General features: G+C 71.3%; 13 protein-coding genes. 4 read left to right on the top strand and 9 right to left on the bottom strand.

The features are described 5' to 3' along the window. Positions 1–9 precede the first annotated feature (9 nt). The 4 genes from tal to pgl are packed head-to-tail and all read left to right on the top strand — an operon-like array spanning position 10 to position 4569. Positions 10–1128, top strand: coding sequence for a transaldolase (tal, locus tag LG634_RS18490; protein ID WP_226734963.1), 1119 nt, complete (start codon positions 10–12; stop codon positions 1126–1128). A gap of 5 nt (positions 1129–1133) precedes the next feature. Then, positions 1134–2660, top strand: a complete 1527-nt coding sequence (gene zwf, locus LG634_RS18485; RefSeq protein ID WP_226734962.1) for a glucose-6-phosphate dehydrogenase — start codon at positions 1134–1136, stop codon at positions 2658–2660. Then, complete coding sequence (gene opcA, locus LG634_RS18480; RefSeq protein ID WP_226734961.1) at positions 2657–3784, top strand: glucose-6-phosphate dehydrogenase assembly protein OpcA; 1128 nt, start codon at positions 2657–2659, stop codon at positions 3782–3784. Before zwf ends, opcA begins: the two co-directional genes overlap by 4 nt. A gap of 2 nt (positions 3785–3786) precedes the next feature. Further along, positions 3787–4569, top strand: a complete 783-nt coding sequence (gene pgl / locus LG634_RS18475) for a 6-phosphogluconolactonase (RefSeq protein WP_226735006.1) — start codon at positions 3787–3789, stop codon at positions 4567–4569. Positions 4570–4658: 89 nt separating this feature from the next. On the opposite strand, the gene pgi is transcribed toward pgl, so the two are convergent. The 9 genes from pgi to LG634_RS18430 all read right to left on the bottom strand — a co-directional run bounded on the left by pgi (position 4659) and on the right by LG634_RS18430 (position 15779). Further along, on the bottom strand, positions 4659–6317 hold the full coding sequence (gene pgi, locus LG634_RS18470; RefSeq protein ID WP_226735005.1) for a glucose-6-phosphate isomerase: 1659 nt from the start codon (positions 6315–6317) through the stop codon (positions 4659–4661). Between the two features lie 140 nt (positions 6318–6457). Next, positions 6458–6793: an RNA polymerase-binding protein RbpA gene (locus tag LG634_RS18465; RefSeq protein ID WP_007263454.1), complete on the bottom strand. Its 336-nt coding sequence runs from the start codon at positions 6791–6793 to the stop codon at positions 6458–6460. A 140-nt stretch (positions 6794–6933) separates the two neighbouring features. Beyond that, positions 6934–7164, bottom strand: a complete 231-nt coding sequence (secG, locus tag LG634_RS18460) for a preprotein translocase subunit SecG (protein ID WP_226735004.1) — start codon at positions 7162–7164, stop codon at positions 6934–6936. 144 nt (positions 7165–7308) lie between these two features. After that, the gene (gene tpiA, locus LG634_RS18455) at positions 7309–8085 is read right to left on the bottom strand and encodes a triose-phosphate isomerase (protein WP_226734960.1); all 777 of its coding nucleotides are present in this window, start codon (positions 8083–8085) and stop codon (positions 7309–7311) included. Between the two features lie 3 nt (positions 8086–8088). Continuing rightward, positions 8089–9300 (bottom strand): phosphoglycerate kinase, encoded by a 1212-nt coding sequence (locus LG634_RS18450; protein WP_226734959.1) that lies wholly within the window; start codon positions 9298–9300, stop codon positions 8089–8091. Positions 9301–9431: 131 nt separating this feature from the next. After that, entirely contained in the window at positions 9432–10436 is a 1005-nt protein-coding gene (gap, locus tag LG634_RS18445) for a type I glyceraldehyde-3-phosphate dehydrogenase (protein WP_226734958.1), read from the bottom strand. Between the two features lie 209 nt (positions 10437–10645). Next, positions 10646–13600 carry a M14 family metallopeptidase gene (locus LG634_RS18440; RefSeq protein WP_226734957.1) on the bottom strand — a complete coding sequence of 985 codons (2955 nt, stop codon included), beginning with the start codon at positions 13598–13600 and terminating at the stop codon, positions 10646–10648. Positions 13601–13767: 167 nt separating this feature from the next. Further along, positions 13768–14757 (bottom strand): DNA-binding protein WhiA, encoded by a 990-nt coding sequence (gene whiA / locus LG634_RS18435; protein ID WP_226734956.1) that lies wholly within the window; start codon positions 14755–14757, stop codon positions 13768–13770. Then, on the bottom strand, positions 14748–15779 hold the full coding sequence (locus tag LG634_RS18430) for a gluconeogenesis factor YvcK family protein (protein WP_372482451.1): 1032 nt from the start codon (positions 15777–15779) through the stop codon (positions 14748–14750). Before LG634_RS18430 ends, whiA begins: the two co-directional genes overlap by 10 nt. Positions 15780–15789: the final 10 nt, after the last annotated feature.

The raw sequence follows: 15789 nt of genomic DNA, 5'->3' as shown, positions 1-15789 counted from the left end.
GCAATTCTCATGACAGACGCACTCAAGCGCCTCTCCGACGAGGGCGTGGCGATCTGGCTGGACGACCTGTCCCGCAAGCGGATCACCTCGGGCAACCTCGCCGAGCTGATCGACCAGCAGCACGTGGTCGGTGTGACCACCAACCCGGCGATCTTCCAGAAGGCGATCAGCGGCGGCGAGGGCTACGGCCCGCAGCTCGCCGACCTGGCGGCCCGCAAGGTCACCGTGGACGAGGCCATCCGCATGATCACGACGGCGGACGTCCGCGACGCCGCCGACATCCTGCGCCCGGTCTTCGACGCGACGGACGGCCAGGACGGCCGGGTCTCCATCGAGGTGGACCCCCGGCTGGCGCACGACACCCCGGCGACCATCGCGGAGGCCAAGCAGCTGGCCTGGCTGGTGGACCGCCCGAACACGCTCATCAAGATCCCGGCGACCAAGGCCGGCCTGCCGGCGATCACCGAGGTCATCGGCAAGGGCATCAGCGTCAACGTCACGCTGATCTTCTCGCTGGAGCGCTACCGCGAGGTCATGGACGCCTACCTGGCGGGCCTGGAGAAGGCCAAGGCCGCCGGCCTGGACCTCTCGAAGATCCACTCGGTCGCGTCCTTCTTCGTGTCCCGCGTGGACTCCGAGATCGACAAGCGCCTCGACGGCATCGGCACCGACGAGGCGAAGGCCCTCAAGGGCAAGGCGGCGCTCGCGAACGCCCGTCTGGCCTACGAGGCCTACGAAGAGGTCTTCGGCAGCGAGCGGTGGGCGGCGCTGGACAAGGCGCAGGCCAACAAGCAGCGTCCGCTGTGGGCCTCCACCGGCGTCAAGGACCCCGCGTACAAGGACACCCTGTACGTGGTGGACCTGGTCGCCCCGGGCACGGTCAACACCATGCCGGAGGGCACCCTGGAGGCCACCGCCGACCACGGCGAGGTCACCGGTGACACGGTCCGCGGCACCTACAAGCAGGCCCGCGCCGAGCTGGACGCGGTCGCGAAGCTGGGCATCTCGTACGACGATGTCGTTCAGCTGCTCGAGGACGAGGGCGTCGAGAAGTTCGAGGCGTCCTGGAACGACCTGCTGAAGTCGACCGAGGCGGAGCTGTCGCGGCTCGCCCCCACGGAGGCCTGAACACCTTGTCTGTAAACGGAGCGAACCCGCTTCGTGACGCACAGGACCGGCGGCTCCCGCGGATCGCGGGGCCGTCCGGCCTGGTCATTTTCGGCGTTACGGGCGACCTCTCGCGCAAGAAGCTGATGCCGGCCGTCTACGACCTGGCCAACCGCGGCCTGCTGCCGCCGGGCTTCTCGCTCATCGGCTTCGCCCGCCGCGAATGGGAGCACGAGGACTTCGCCCAGGAGGTGTACGAGGCCGTCAAGCAGCACTCCCGTACGCCGTTCCGGGAGGAGGTCTGGCAGCAGCTCGTGCAGGGCTGCCGGTTCGTCCAGGGCGACTTCGACGACGACACCGCCTTCGAGACGCTGAAGGCCACGATCGAGGAGCTCGACAAGCAGCAGGGAACGGGCGGCAACTTCGCCTTCTACCTGTCGGTGCCCCCGAAGTTCTTCCCGCAGGTCGTCCAGCAGCTCAAGAAGCACGGGCTGGCCGAGAAGGCGGGGTCCTGGCGGCGCGCGGTCATCGAGAAGCCGTTCGGGCACAACCTGGAGAGCGCTCAGGAGCTCAACCAGATCGTGCACGAGGTCTTCCCGCGCGACGAGGTCTTCCGGATCGACCACTACCTCGGCAAGGAGACCGTCCAGAACATCCTGGCGCTCCGCTTCGCCAACACGATGTTCGAGCCGATCTGGAACCGGTCCTACGTGGACCACGTGCAGATCACGATGGCCGAGGACATCGGCATCGGCGGCAGGGCCGGGTACTACGACGGCATCGGCGCGGCCCGCGACGTCATCCAGAACCACCTACTCCAGCTGCTCGCGCTGACCGCGATGGAGGAGCCCGGCTCCTTCCACCCCAAGGCGCTGGTGGCGGAGAAGCTCAAGGTCCTCGCGGCCGTCGAGCTCCCCGAGGACCTGGGCAAGCACACCGTGCGCGGCCAGTACTCGGGCGCCTGGCAGGGCGGTGAGAAGGTCGTCGGGTACCTCGAAGAGGACGGCATCGACCCGAACTCGAAGACCGACACCTACGCGGCGATCCGGCTGGAGATCAACAACCGGCGCTGGGCGGGCGTCCCGTTCTACCTGCGCACCGGCAAGAGGCTGGGCCGCCGGGTCACCGAGATCGCGGTGATCTTCAAGCGCGCCCCGTACCTGCCGTTCGAATCGGGTGCCACCGAGGAGCTGGGGCAGAACGCCCTGGTCATCCGGGTGCAGCCGGACGAGGGCATCACGGTGCGCTTCGGCTCCAAGGTCCCGGGCACCTCGATGGAGGTGCGCGACGTGACGATGGACTTCGCGTACGGCGAGTCGTTCACGGAGTCCAGCCCGGAGGCCTACGAGCGGCTCATCCTCGACGTGCTCCTCGGCGACGCGAACCTGTTCCCGCGCCACCAGGAGGTCGAGCTGTCCTGGAACATCCTCGACCCGATCGAGAAGTACTGGGACGAGCACGGCAAGCCGGCGCAGTACCCGGCGGGCACGTGGGGGCCGGTCGAGGCGGACGAGATGCTCTCACGAGACGGACGGAGCTGGCGCCGGCCATGAAGATCGACCTCACCGAGACCACCTCCAGCAAGATCAACAATGCCCTGGTGCAGGCCCGCCGGGACATCGGCACCCCGGCCATCGGCATGGTGCTCACGCTGGTGATCGTCACCGACGAGGAGAACGCGTACGACGCCCTCAAGTCGGCGAACGACGCCTCTCACGAGCACCCGTCGCGGATCATCGTCGTGATCAAGCGGGTGAGCCGTACGCCGCGCAGCCGGCGCGACGCGCGTCTCGACGCGGAGGTGCGGGTCGGCTCCGACTCGGGCACCGGGGAGACGGTCGTCCTGCGGCTGCACGGCGAGCTGGTCGACCACGCCCAGTCCGTCGTGCTGCCGCTGCTGCTGCCGGACGCCCCGGTGGTGGTCTGGTGGCCGGAGGCCTCGCCGTCGGACCTGGCGGGCGACCCGCTGGGCGCCCTGGGGCAGCGGCGCATCACGGACACCTACGCGGCCGAGGACCCCATAGGGGAGCTCTCCGCGCGGGCGGCCGCGTACGCGCCGGGCGACACGGACCTGTCCTGGACCCGGATCACGCCGTGGCGCTCGATGCTCGCGGCGGCCCTGGACCAGCAGGCCGTGCAGGTCACCTCGGCGGTCGTCGAGGGCGAGGACGAGAACCCGAGCTGCGAGCTGCTGGCCATGTGGCTGGCGGACCGGCTCCAGGTGCCGGTGCACCGGAGCCGTTCGCAGGGGCCCGGGCTCACGGCGGTGCGGCTGGAGACGGCGGACGGCGCGGTGGTCCTGGACCGGGCGGACGGCCTGCTGGCCAACCTGTCCATGCCGGGGCAGCCGGACCGGGCGGTGGCGCTCAAGCGCCGGGACACCGCGGAGCTGCTCGCGGAGGAGCTGCGGCGGCTGGACCCGGACAACACGTACGAGGCTTCGGTGAAGTTCGGCGTGGAGCGGCTGGCCGCGCAGGCGCGGCAGGCGACGGCTGCGGCCGCGCCGGCTGCTTCCGGTGCGGCTGCCGAGGAGGCGACTGCTGCGGAGGCGGCTGCCGAGGACGCGGACTCCTCGGACGCGGCGTCGTCCGAGGCGGCTGCCGAGGACGCGGCGAAGCCGGCGGCGCCGGCCCGCAAGGCGGCCAGGGCGGCGTCCAAGAAGGCGGTGTCCAAGTGAGCATGACGACCCCGCAGGTCGTGGTCCACCGGGACAAGGACCTGATGGCGCAGGCCGCCGCGGCCCGGCTGATCACGAAGATCGTGGACGCCCAGGCGGCCCGCGGTTCGGCCTCGGTCGTCCTGACGGGCGGGCGCAACGGCAACGGGCTGCTCGCGGCCCTCGCCGCGGCGCCGGCCCGGGACGCCGTGGACTGGGCCCGGCTGGACCTGTGGTGGGGCGACGAGCGGTACCTGGCCGCCGACGACCCCGAGCGCAACCACACCCAGGCCCGGGCGGCGCTGCTCGACGCGGTGCCGGTGGATCCGGCGCGGGTGCACGTCATGCCGGCGCTGGACGGGCCGCACGGGGCCGATGCGGATGCGGCTGCGGCCGCGTACGCGGAGGAGCTGGCGGCCGCGGCGGGGCCGGAGGACCACGGGCCCGTGCCGCGGTTCGACGTGCTGATGCTGGGCGTCGGGCCGGACACCCACGTGGCCTCGCTCTTCCCCGGGCACCCGGGGGTGCGGGAGACCGAGCGGACGGTGGTCGGCGTGCACGGTGCGCCCAAGCCGCCGCCCACGCGGATCTCCCTGACCCTGCCGGCGATCCGGGCGGCGCGCGAGGTGTGGCTGCTCGCGGCCGGTGAGGACAAGGCGGGGGCGGTGGCGATCGCCCTCGGCGGGGCCGGGGAGATCCAGGCCCCTGCCGCCGGTGCGTACGGGCGCAACCGGACCCTGTGGCTCCTTGACCGGGCGGCTGCCGCCAAGCTGCCGCCCCAGCTGTATCCGCCGTCTTCGGCGTAACGCGGCCGTGGTCGCACGAAGGGCCCCGCTCTCCGAGAGGAGAGCGGGGCCCTTCCGCATCCCTGCGGGGCTCTGGAGCGTGCCGGGGATCAGGCGCGGCCGCGCTCCTGCCGGTACTTGGCGACCAGGGCGAGGGTGGAGGCGTCCAGGCCCGGGACGTCGGCTCCGGAGGTCAGGGCCGGCTCCACCCGCTTGGCCAGCACCTTCCCCAGCTCGACCCCCCACTGGTCGAAGGAGTCGATGTTCCAGACGGCCCCCTGCACGAACACCTTGTGCTCGTAGAGCGCGATCAGCTGCCCCAGCACGGACGGCGTCAGCGCAGCCGCCAGCACCGTCGTCGTCGGATGGTTCCCCACGAACGTCTTGTGCGGCACCAGCTCCTCGGCCACCCCCTCCGCCCGCACCTCGTCCGGCGTCTTGCCGAAGGCCAACGCCTGCGTCTGCGCGAAGAAGTTGGCCATCAGCAGGTCGTGCTGCGCCTCCAGCGCCTCCGACAGCTCCGCCACCGGCCGCGCGAACCCGATGAAGTCCGCCGGGATCACCTTCGTCCCCTGGTGGATCAACTGGTAGTACGCGTGCTGCCCGTTGGTACCCGGCGTGCCCCACACGACCGGCCCGGTCTGCCAGTCCACCGGATTCCCGTCGCGGTCCACGGACTTGCCGTTGGACTCCATGTCCAGCTGCTGCAGGTACGCGGTGAACTTCGACAGGTAGTGGCTGTAGGGCAGCACCGCGTGCGACTGCGCGCCGAAGAACGCCCCGTACCAGATCCCCAGCAGCCCCATCAGCAGCGGTGCGTTCGCCTCCGCCGGCGCCGTGCGGAAGTGCTCGTCGACGAGCCGGAAACCGCCCAGCATCTCGCGGAACGCCTCCGGCCCGATCGCGATCATCAGCGACAGCCCGATCGCCGAGTCGTACGAGTAGCGCCCGCCGACCCAGTCCCAGAACTCGAACATGTTCGCCGTGTCGATGCCGAACTCCGCGACCTTCTCCGCGTTCGTGGACAGCGCCACGAAGTGCCGGGCCACCGCGGCCCGGTCGCCGCCGAGCCCGTCCAGCAGCCAGCCCCGCGCGGACGTGGCGTTGGTGATGGTCTCGATGGTGGCGAAGGTCTTCGAGGCGATGACGAACAGCGTCTCGGCCGGGTCCAGGTCCCGGACCGCCTCGTGCAGGTCCGCGCCGTCCACGTTGGAGACGAAGCGGACGGTGAGGTCACGGTCGGTGAAGGCGCGCAGCGCCTCGTACGCCATCGCCGGACCGAGGTCGGATCCGCCGATGCCGACGTTGACGACGTTGCGGATCCGGCGGCCGGTGTGGCCGGTCCACTCCCCCGACCGCACCCGGTCGGCGAAGTCGGCCATCTTGTCCAGGACCGCGTGCACCTCGGGGACCACGTTCACGCCGTCCACGTCGATCTCGGCGTCCGCGGGCGCCCGCAGCGCGGTGTGCAGCACCGCCCGGTCCTCGGTGGTGTTGATCTTCTCGCCGCGGAACATGGCCTCGCGGAGCGCGGCCACGCCGGTCGCCTCCGCGAGGTCCCGCAGCAGCGCCAGGGTCTCGTCGGTGACCAGGTGCTTCGAGTAGTCGATGTGCAGATCGCCGACCTGGAGGGAGTACGAGGAGCCGCGCTCCGGGTCGGCCGCGAACAGTTCCCGCAGGTGCGCATCGCCCAGCTGCTCGCGGTGCTTGGCCAGCGCCGCCCACTCCGGAGTCCGGTTGAGCCTGGTACGGCTGCCGCCTGCATTCATCTCGGACATCACACTTCTTCCCGTCCTGTTGTGCCCCGCCGTGCTCCAACCTAAAGGATCAGGAGCCGCGAACCGCACACAAAGGGGCCCGGCCCGCAGGAGGTGTCCTGCGGGCCGGGCCCCATGTCACGTGTGCCGGCTCAGATCTCGCCGCGGAGCTTGGCGAGGGCTTCGGCCAGAATCGCCTCGCCGTCGGCGTCGGTGCGCCGTTCCCGGACGTAGGCGAGGTGGGTCTTGTACGGCTCGGTGCGCGGCGGCGCGGGGGGGTTGTCCCGGTCCTGTCCGGCCGGGAACCCGCAGCGCGGGCAGTCCCAGGTGTCGGGGACCTGCGCGTCGCTGGCGAAACTCGGCTGGGTCTCGTGCCCGTTGGAGCACCAGAAGGAGATGCGCAGGCGCGGCGCGGACTCGCCGCGCTCGGCCTCGCCCATCGGCCCCGCTCCGACCCGACTGCCACGGATCGCGTTGCCACTTGCCACGGTCGTAACTCCCTGCGTGATGGTGCCGCGAAGCGAGAGTGGATAATCCTCCGTCGCGGGCGCCCCAGTCTACGTAGACCCAACGCGCGGCGCCCGAGCGCCATTCTAGGCCGGGCGGGCCCGGCCGTACCGGAGAACGGTCAGCTGTCCAGCTTCATCAGCAGGCCGAGCGCGACAATGCACGCGAACCACAGCAGACCGACCACGACGGTGATGCGGTCGAGGTTGCGCTCCGCGACGGAGGAGCCGCCCACGGACGACTGCATGCCGCCGCCGAACATGTCGGAGAGACCGCCGCCCTTGCCCTTGTGCATCAGCACCAGCAGCATCAGCAGCAGGCTGAAGACGATCAGGGCGATCGAGAACCCCATAATCACGGCTGGATCCTACTTTCCTGGGCTTTCCGGGATTTCCGGGACTTTCCTGGAATCGAAGCGGGGGCCGGCTGGCTGCCTCAGCCACCGGCCCCCGCAAGGGTACGACGGATCCGTCCTACCGCCTACTCACAGCAACTCTCACTGGTCGCGGAAGCGGACGATCTTCACGAAGTCGTCCACGTCCAGCGCCGCGCCGCCGATCAGGGCGCCGTCGACGTCGGGCTGCGCCATGATCGCGGCGATGTTGCCGGACTTCACGGAGCCGCCGTACTGGATGCGGACCTTGTCGGCCAGCTCCTGCGAGTACAGCTCGGCCAGCCGGCCGCGGATGGCCCCGCAGACCTCCTGGGCGTCCTCGGGGGTGGCGACCTCGCCGGTGCCGATGGCCCACACCGGCTCGTAGGCGATCACGACGGACTCGGCCTGGTCGGCCGGGAGGTCCCTGAGGCCGCCGTCGACCTGGGCGAGCGTGTAGGCGACCTGGTCACCGGCCTTGCGGACGTCGAGGCCCTCGCCGACGCACAGGATCGGAGTGATCCCGTGCTTGAACGCGGCCTTGACCTTGGCGTTGCACAGCTCGTCGGTCTCGCCGTGGTACTGGCGGCGCTCGCTGTGGCCGACGGCCACGTACGAGCACTTCAGCTTGGACAGCATCAGGCCGGAGATCTCGCCGGTGTACGCACCGGAGTCGTGCGCGGAGATGTCCTGCGCGCCGTACTTGATCTTCAGCTTGTCGCCGTCGACCAGGGTCTGGACGGACCGGAGGTCGGTGAAGGGCGGCAGGACCGCGACCTCGGTCGCGTCGTAGTCCTTGTCGGCCAGGGCGAAGGCGAGCTTCTGGACGTGGGCGATGGCCTCAAGGTGGTTGAGGTTCATCTTCCAGTTGCCCGCCATCAGCGGAGTGCGGTCGGTCACGGGTCAGCCTTCCAGTGCTGCGATGCCGGGGAGAGTCTTGCCTTCGAGGTATTCGAGGCTGGCGCCACCGCCGGTGGAGATGTGTCCAAAAGCGTTCTCGTCGAAGCCGAGGGTGCGCACGGCCGCGGCGGAGTCGCCGCCGCCGACCACGGTGAAGGCGCTGCTGTCGAGCAGGGCCTGCGCCACGGCGGTGGTGCCGCCGGCGTAGTCGGGGTGCTCGAAGACGCCGACCGGGCCGTTCCAGAACACCGTCTCCGCGTCGACGATCTTCGAGGCGTACAGCTCGCGGGTCTTCGGGCCGATGTCGAGACCCTCCTTGTCGGCGGGGATCTTGTCCGCGTCGACGGTCTCGAAGACGGCCGGGGTCTTGCCCTTGAGGTCGGGGAAGTCCGTGGAGACCAGGACGTCGACCGGGAGGACCAGCTCGACACCGGTCTTCTCGGCGCGCTCCATGTACTCCAGGACGGCCGGGATCTGGTCTTCCTGGAGCAGGGAGATGCCCACCTCGTGGCCCTTGGCCTTGAGGAAGGTGTACGCCATGCCGCCGCCGATCAGGATGCGGTCGGCCTTGCCGAGCAGCTCGTCGATGACGGCGAGCTTGTCGGAGACCTTGGCGCCGCCGAGCACCACGACGTACGGGCGCCGCACGTCGGCGGTGAGCTTCTTCAGGACGCCGACCTCGGTGGCGATGAGATGGCCGGCGGCGTGCGGGAGGCGCGCCGGGAGGTCGAAGACCGAGGCGTGCTTGCGGTGGACGGCGCCGAAGCCGTCGCCGACGTAGACGTCGGCCAGCTCGGCGAGCTGGTCGGCGAAGGCGCCGCGCTCGGCGTCGTCCTTCGAGGTCTCGCCGGCGTTGAAGCGCAGGTTCTCGATCACGGCGACCTGGCCGTCGGCGAGCGCGGCGACGGTCTCCTTGGCGGAGGCGCCGACCGTGTCGGTGGCGAACGCGACGTCCCGGCCCAGGAGTTCACCGAGGCGCGCGGCGGCCGGGGCGAGCGAGAAGGCCGGGTCCGGCGCGCCCTTCGGGCGGCCGAGGTGGGAGGCGACGATCACGCGGGCGCCGGCCTCGGCGAGCTTCGCGATGGTCGGCTGGACGGCGCGGATGCGGCCGTCGTCCGTGATCACGCCGTCGGCGAGCGGCACGTTCAGGTCGGCGCGTACGAAGACGCGCTTGCCCGCGACGCCTTCGGCGAGAAGTTCGTCGATGGTCTTCATGGTGCTGTTCTGACTCCTTTGTTGACCTTCACCCGGTGGGCGACTGGTGACGCGGCAAGCAACAGGGCCCGTGCGGCGCACCGTTGCGCCGCCCGAGCCCTTCGCTTACATCGTGGTGCCTGCCCTGTTGACTAGAGCCGGCCGCCGACGAAGACGGTGAGGTCGACGAGGCGGTTGGAGTAGCCCCACTCGTTGTCGTACCAGCCGACAACCTTGACCTGCTTGCCCTGAACCATGGTCAGGGAGGAGTCGAAGGTGCAGGAGGCCGGCCAGTTCACGATGTCGGAAGAGACGATCGCGTCCTCGGTGTAGTCGAGGATGCCCTTGAGCTGGCCCTCCGCGGCCTTCTGGAACGCTGCGTTGATCTCGTCCTTGGTGACCTCGCGGTCGAGTTCCAGGACGAGGTCGGTGACCGAGCCGGTGGGGACCGGGACGCGCATCGCGATGCCGTCCAGCTTGCCCTTGAGCTGCGGGAGCACCAGCGCGGTGGCCTTGGCGGCACCGGTGGAGGTCGGGATGATGTTCTCGGCGGCGGCGCGGGCGCGGCGCAGGTCCGAGTGCGGGAAGTCCAGGATGCGCTGGTCGTTGGTGTACGCGTGGACCGTCGTCATCATGCCCTTGACGATGCCGAAGTTCTCGTCGAGGACCTTGGCCATCGGCGCCACGCAGTTGGTGGTGCAGGAGGCGTTGGAGATGACGTGGTGGTTGGCCGCGTCGTACTTGTCCTGGTTGACGCCCATCACGATGGTGATGTCCTCGTCCTTGGCCGGGGCCGAGATGAGGACCTTCTTCGCGCCGGCCGCGAGGTGCTTGGCGGCGTCGGCCTTCTTCGTGAAGATGCCGGTGGACTCGATGACGATGTCCGCGCCCAGCTCGCCCCAGGGCAGGTTCGCGGGGTCGCGCTCGGCGAAGGTCTTGAAGGTGTTGCCGCCGACGGTGATGGTGTCGTCGGTGTGGCTGACGTCCTGCTTCAGACGGCCGAGGATGCTGTCGTACTTGAGAAGGTGGACGAGGGTGGCGTTGTCCGTCAGGTCGTTGACACCGACGACCTCGATGTCCGCCCCCTGCTCCAGGATCGCCCGGAAGTAGTTGCGCCCGATACGGCCGAAACCGTTGATACCTACGCGGATCGTCACGAACCGATCTCCTCGTATGTGCGCCGGCCTGTCCGCCGGCGAGCTGTATGGGATGTCCCCGACCGCTTACGACCCTACCTCTCCGTGAGGCGTGGAGTGACATCGAGCGCCGCCTGACACCCGCCGGTCCGCGTGCCAGGTCCGCCCCGGCGTCCGGTACCCGTGACTTCGGTACCGGACGCCGGGACTTTGGCCCTCGTCGCCCTGGGTCAGCGGCGGAGCGAGCGGAGCGCCTTGCCGATCAGTGCCAAGCGGTCCGCGGCCGCGGGCAGGTGCTCCAGCCCGAAACCGAGGAGGACGGTGTCACGCGTGGTGACGGACGCGTAGGACTTGAACAGCTCGCCGGAGCGGGACCATTGTCCCGGAATCACGGGACTTCCGGCAGGTGCCCCCTGGGCGGTCCAGCCGCCCAGCGAGGTCTCGAAGCCTTCGGCGTCGCGCTCGGCACCACCGACGACGAGCCTGGTCTGGTCCGCGAACAGGCCGCGGCCGCCGGAGCCCGGGTCGGAGATGTAGGACAGGGACAGCTCGACCTTCCGGCCCGCGTAGGCGCTGAGGTCGAAGGTGGCCTCCTTCCAGCCGCCGGAGGATCCGGTGAAGCTGTTCCAGGCCCCGCTGGTGCCGGCCGGGGTGCAGGCGCCGGCGCCGAGGGTCAGGTAGTGGCCGAGGAAGGGGTGGCCGTTCATGAAGAAGCCGGCCTCGCACTCCGCGGGCACGGTCTGGGTGGTCAGGCCGGAGGCTTCGGGCAGGGTGGTCCAGTCCTCGCCGCCGGCGGTGTGGGCCTCCAGCACGGCGTGGTCGTAGCCCGGCTCGGTGTTCCAGTTGAGGGCCGTCTTGAGCTGCGGGCGGTCGGCCGCGGTGACCCCGGTCAGGTCGACGGTGCGGACCAGCCGGCGCCATGCGTCGTCCTCGTGGGTGGTCGCGGCCATCCACGACCCGGCGTACGGGGCGTACGGGTTGACCACGCCGGCGTACGAGCCCGCCTGCGCGCTGCGGAACTGCGGGAACGTCTTCGGGTCGAGGGCGTCCGAGGTGACGGAGTACGCGCCGGGGGCGTTGAGCGGGTTGCCGTCGGCGTCGCCGACCGCGCCCTGGACGCCGCCGAGGGCGCCGGCACCGGTGAAGCCGGTGGCGCCGCGGGCGTTGGTGCGGCCGAAGGCGCCCAGCCAGTACTGGCTGAAGTCGTCGGTCAGCGCGGGGCCCACCTGGGCCCGGCCGCCGGCGAGTTCACCGGCCTCGACCAGCTTGCCGCCCTCGTTGAGGTAGTCGCGCAGGGCGAGCTGGGTGGCGCCGCCGGGCGCCTGGGCGCCGGTGTGGTGGACGACGGCGCGGAAGTGGGACAGCACGCCGAGCGCGTGCGGCGCGCCCTGGGTGGCGACGTCCCAGACCACCGCGGTACGGCCGCTCGCGCGCACGGCGTCCACGTACGCCTGTGCGTGCTTGGCCGGGGCGCCTTCCTCGGCGACGACGAGGACGTCGGCGCGCGGGCGGGCGGCCACGGTGTAGGAGGAGCGGCCGCTGGCGAGGGTCTTGCCGGCGGCGTTGCGGCCGGTGAACCAGACCTCGACGGTGTCACCCGGGCGGGCGCCCTCGACGGTGCCGCGGTACTGGTCGTACCAGAGGTTGTCGAGTCCGCCGTAGACCTCGCCCCCCTGCCAGGCCTTGAGCGGCTTGTGGTGGGTGCGGCCGCCGTTGACGCGGTAGTGCAGCTGCTTGTTGCGCAGGGCCTTGCGGGCGGTGACGGCCACGGGCTGGCCGGCGCCGCGGGCGTACGACGTGGTGAAGGTGTCGGGGGTGAACTCGGCGGCGGTCATGCCGACCGAGGAGACCGGCCGGTCGGGGCGCGCGGCGCTGTCGGCGACGGACAGCGCGAAGGGGATGTTCTTGGCGAACTCGCCCTGGATGAGCTTCTCGTCGTCCGGGAAGTTGAAGCCGGAGCGGCAGTCCTCGGGCTTCCAGGCGTCGTTCGGGTCGATCGCCGAGGCGGTCTGGCAGGTGGTCATCTCCGGCGTGAACATCATGATGCCGTTGACGTTGCCGGCGTGCCCGTCGGCGTCGCCGTTGGTCACGTACAGCTCGGAGGAGACCTGCGGGTGGTAGCCGGGTACGGCGGGCTTCTCCGGGGTGCCGGCGAGGGCCTTGTAGACCACGTCGTCAGGGGTGGGGGTGGCGACCTGCCAGCCCACGCCGTAGAGGATCAGCTCGGCGGCGGAGTGGTAGTTGATGCCGTACTCGAAGCCGATGCGGCGCTCGAACCGGTCGAGGGCGACGGTCTCGGGCTCCGAGTTGGGGCCCTTGCCGCGGTAGGTCTCGCTGAACGGGCTGGGCGAGGAACCCTCGTTGTCGTAGCCCCACTTGAAGGCGAAGTTGCGGTTGAGGTCGACGCCGTCGGAGCTGGTGTGCTTGCCGTCGCCGTCGTTGTCGCGCATGTTCTTGCGCCACAGCCGCTCGCCGTCGGCGGCGTGGGTGTAGTCGTAGCCGTCGGGGTTGGCGGACAGCAGGAACCACAGCTCGGTGGTGTTCACCAGCCGGGTGATGCGCTTGTCCTTGCCGTAGCCGTCGAGGACGTGGTGCATCAGCCGGCGGGTCATCTCCGGGGTGATCCACTCGCGGGCGTGCTGGTTGGACATGTAGAGCACGGAGGGCTTGGAGCCGTCCTTGGAGCTGCGGGCGCCGCGGGTGACCTTGAGGGCGAGGATGTCCTGGCCCTTCACGGACTTGCCGATGGAGACGACCTTGGCCAGGCCCGGGTTGGCCGCGGCGGTGCGGACGATCTCCTCCTTGAGGCCGCCGGCGCCGCTGTACGGGCGGAAGACCCCGTCGCCGGCGGCCCGGGCGCGGGCGGTGGCGCCGGCCGGGACCTTCCGCTCCGCGAGCCGGACGCCTTGGGCGGCGAGCGCCTTGGCCTGGGCCCCGGTGAGGAAGAGTTCCACTCGGGCGGTGCCCTTCGCGGGGGCGCGCTCGCTGAGCTCGTGCCCGTCCTGTCCGGCGGCGAGGACGAGCGGGACCTGATCCCGCGTGATGTCGGCGTCGTAGACCCGTACTTCGTCGGCGGCCGGGCCGGGGGCGGTGCCGCCGGGCTGGGCCTGCGCCACCGGAACGGCGGCCATCGAACCGAGGACGAGTGCGCTGGCGGCGAGGATCGATCTCGCGCGGTGCCTCATGTGCCCCCCTGGGCGTTGTGTGCCACGGACGTGGTGGACGCAAGGCTCACGAACCCCACATGACCATGTCAATACGGCGTACGGCAAGAAGGCGTGAACGCGCCGGAAGGGGCCCGCACGGGCGGGTGCGGGCCCCTTCCTGAGGCGGTCGGCGGGGCGCAGGCCGGTCAGCCGGCCAGGTTGTCGGCCATCTCCTCGGTCAGGTTCGACTCGGTGCCGGGAATGCCCAGGTCCTGGGCCCGCTTGTCGGCCATCGCCAGCAGCCGGCGGATCCGGCCGGCCACCGCGTCCTTGGTCAGCGGCGGGTCGGCGAGGGCGCCCAGCTCCTCCAGCGAGGCCTGCTTGTGCTCCATGCGCAGCCGGCCGGCCGCGGCGAGGTGCTCGGGCACCTCTTCGCCGAGGATCTCCAGGGCGCGCTGCACCCGGGCGCCGGCGGCCACGGCCGCGCGGGCCGAGCGGCGCAGGTTGGCGTCGTCGAAATTGGCCAGCCGGTTGGCGGTGGCGCGGACCTCGCGGCGCATCCGCCGCTCCTCCCAGGCCAGCACCGACTCGTGGGCGCCGAGCCGGGTCAGCAGGGCGCCGATGGCGTCGCCGTCCCGGACGACGACCCGGTCCACCCCGCGCACCTCGCGCGCCTTGGCCGCGATGGACAGCCGGCGGGCGGCGCCGACCAGGGCGAGCGCTGCCTCCGGGCCGGGGCAGGTGACCTCCAGCGAGGAGGACCGGCCGGGCTCGGTGAGCGAACCGTGCGCCAGGAACGCCCCGCGCCAGGCCGCCTCGGCGTCACAGGTGGCCCCGGAGACCACCTGCGGCGGGAGGCCGCGGATCGGACGGCCGCGGCCGTCCACCAGACCGGTCTGGCGGGCCAGCTGGTCACCGCCGGCCACCACCCGGACCACGTAACGGCTGCCGCGGCGCAGGCCGCCGGGTGCCATCACGACCAGGTCCGAGGAGTGCCCGAAGATCTCCAGGATGTCCTTGCGCAGCCGGCGCGCGGCGATCCCGGTGTCCAGCTCCGCTTCGATCACGATCCGGCCGCTCACCAGGTGCAGGCCGCCGGCAAACCGGAGGATCGCCGAGACCTCCGCCTTCCTGCAGCAGGTGCGGGTGACGGGGAGCCGGGAGATCTCGTCCTTCACCGCTGCCGTCATCGCCATGGGCCGATCCTTCCATGCATCCGAAAAATACGGTCGTACGCGGCGGCCAGGAGCTCCGGATCGTGCTTCGGAGAACCGTCCTTCCTGGCCACGGGCGCCAGCTCGACCGCGGCGCCGAACCGCTTGGCGGCGTCGGCGAGGGACTCGCGGTCGGGTACGGCAGCCTCGTCGGCCAGCACCACGTCCAGGGCGAGTTTAGGGGCGTGTCGGGCCAAAACCTCCAAATGACGCTGCGGAGAGAACCCGTCGGTTTCCCCGGGCTGCGGGGCGAGGTTCAGCGACAGCACCCGGCGCGCCTTGGTTTCGACGAGCGCGTCGAGGAGCTGCGGCACCAGCAGGTGGGGGATGACCGAGGAGAACCAGGAGCCCGGGCCGAGCACCACCCAGTCGGCGTCGAGGACCGCCTCGACGGCCTCCGGCACGGCCGGCGGGTCGTGCGGCACCAGGTGCACGGACTGGACCTCGCCCGGGGTCAGGGCGACGGTGGCCTGGCCGCGGACGGTGTCCACGTCGTCGGGGCGGGCCGGGTCGTGGCCGCGCACCAGCGCCTGGAGCTCCAGCGGGACCGCCGACATGGGCAGCACCCGGCCCTGGGCACCCAGCAGCCTCCCGACCAGGTCGAGGGCGCTGACGTGGTCGCCGAGCTGCTCCCACAGGGCCACGATCAGCAGGTTGCCGACGGCGTGGCCGTGCATCTCGCCCTTGCTGGCGAACCGGTGCTGGATGACCCGGGCCCAGGTCTGGCCCCAGTCGTCGTCCCCGCACAGCGCGGCCAGCGCCTTGCGCAGGTCGCCCGGCGGCAGCACGCCCAGCTCCTCGCGGAGCCGGCCGCTGGAGCCGCCGTCGTCGGCGACGGTGACCACGGCCGTCAGGTCGCCCGTGATCCGGCGCAGCGCGGCGAGCGACGCCGACAGGCCCATGCCGCCGCCGAGGGCGACGACCTTGGGCTGGGCGCCGCGCCGCCGGGCGGCCCGGGGCGCGGAGTCGTCGCGCCCCGGGCCGAGCCGGCGCAGGCGGCGCAGCCGCAGGCTC

Source organism: Streptomyces bambusae, from assembly GCF_020532645.1.
Taxonomy (GTDB): Bacteria; Actinomycetota; Actinomycetes; order Streptomycetales; family Streptomycetaceae; genus Streptomyces; species Streptomyces bambusae.
The sequence above is the reverse complement of the archived record's forward strand: the minus strand, read 5'-3'. Positions and strand labels throughout refer to the sequence as shown.

Bases quoted from the DNA above. Each gene is read 5' to 3' on its own strand.
- opcA (WP_226734961.1), top strand. From the start codon at position 2,657: ATGAAGATCGACCTCACCGAGACCACCTCCAGCAAGATCAACAATGCC.
- LG634_RS18440 (WP_226734957.1), bottom strand. From the start codon at position 13,600: ATGAGGCACCGCGCGAGATCGATCCTCGCCGCCAGCGCACTCGTCCTC.
- tal (WP_226734963.1), top strand. From the start codon at position 10: ATGACAGACGCACTCAAGCGCCTCTCCGACGAGGGCGTGGCGATCTGG.
- whiA (WP_226734956.1), bottom strand. From the start codon at position 14,757: ATGGCGATGACGGCAGCGGTGAAGGACGAGATCTCCCGGCTCCCCGTC.
- LG634_RS18450 (WP_226734959.1), bottom strand. From the start codon at position 9,300: ATGAAGACCATCGACGAACTTCTCGCCGAAGGCGTCGCGGGCAAGCGC.
- pgi (WP_226735005.1), bottom strand. From the start codon at position 6,317: ATGAATGCAGGCGGCAGCCGTACCAGGCTCAACCGGACTCCGGAGTGG.
- secG (WP_226735004.1), bottom strand. From the start codon at position 7,164: ATGGGGTTCTCGATCGCCCTGATCGTCTTCAGCCTGCTGCTGATGCTG.
- pgl (WP_226735006.1), top strand. From the start codon at position 3,787: ATGACGACCCCGCAGGTCGTGGTCCACCGGGACAAGGACCTGATGGCG.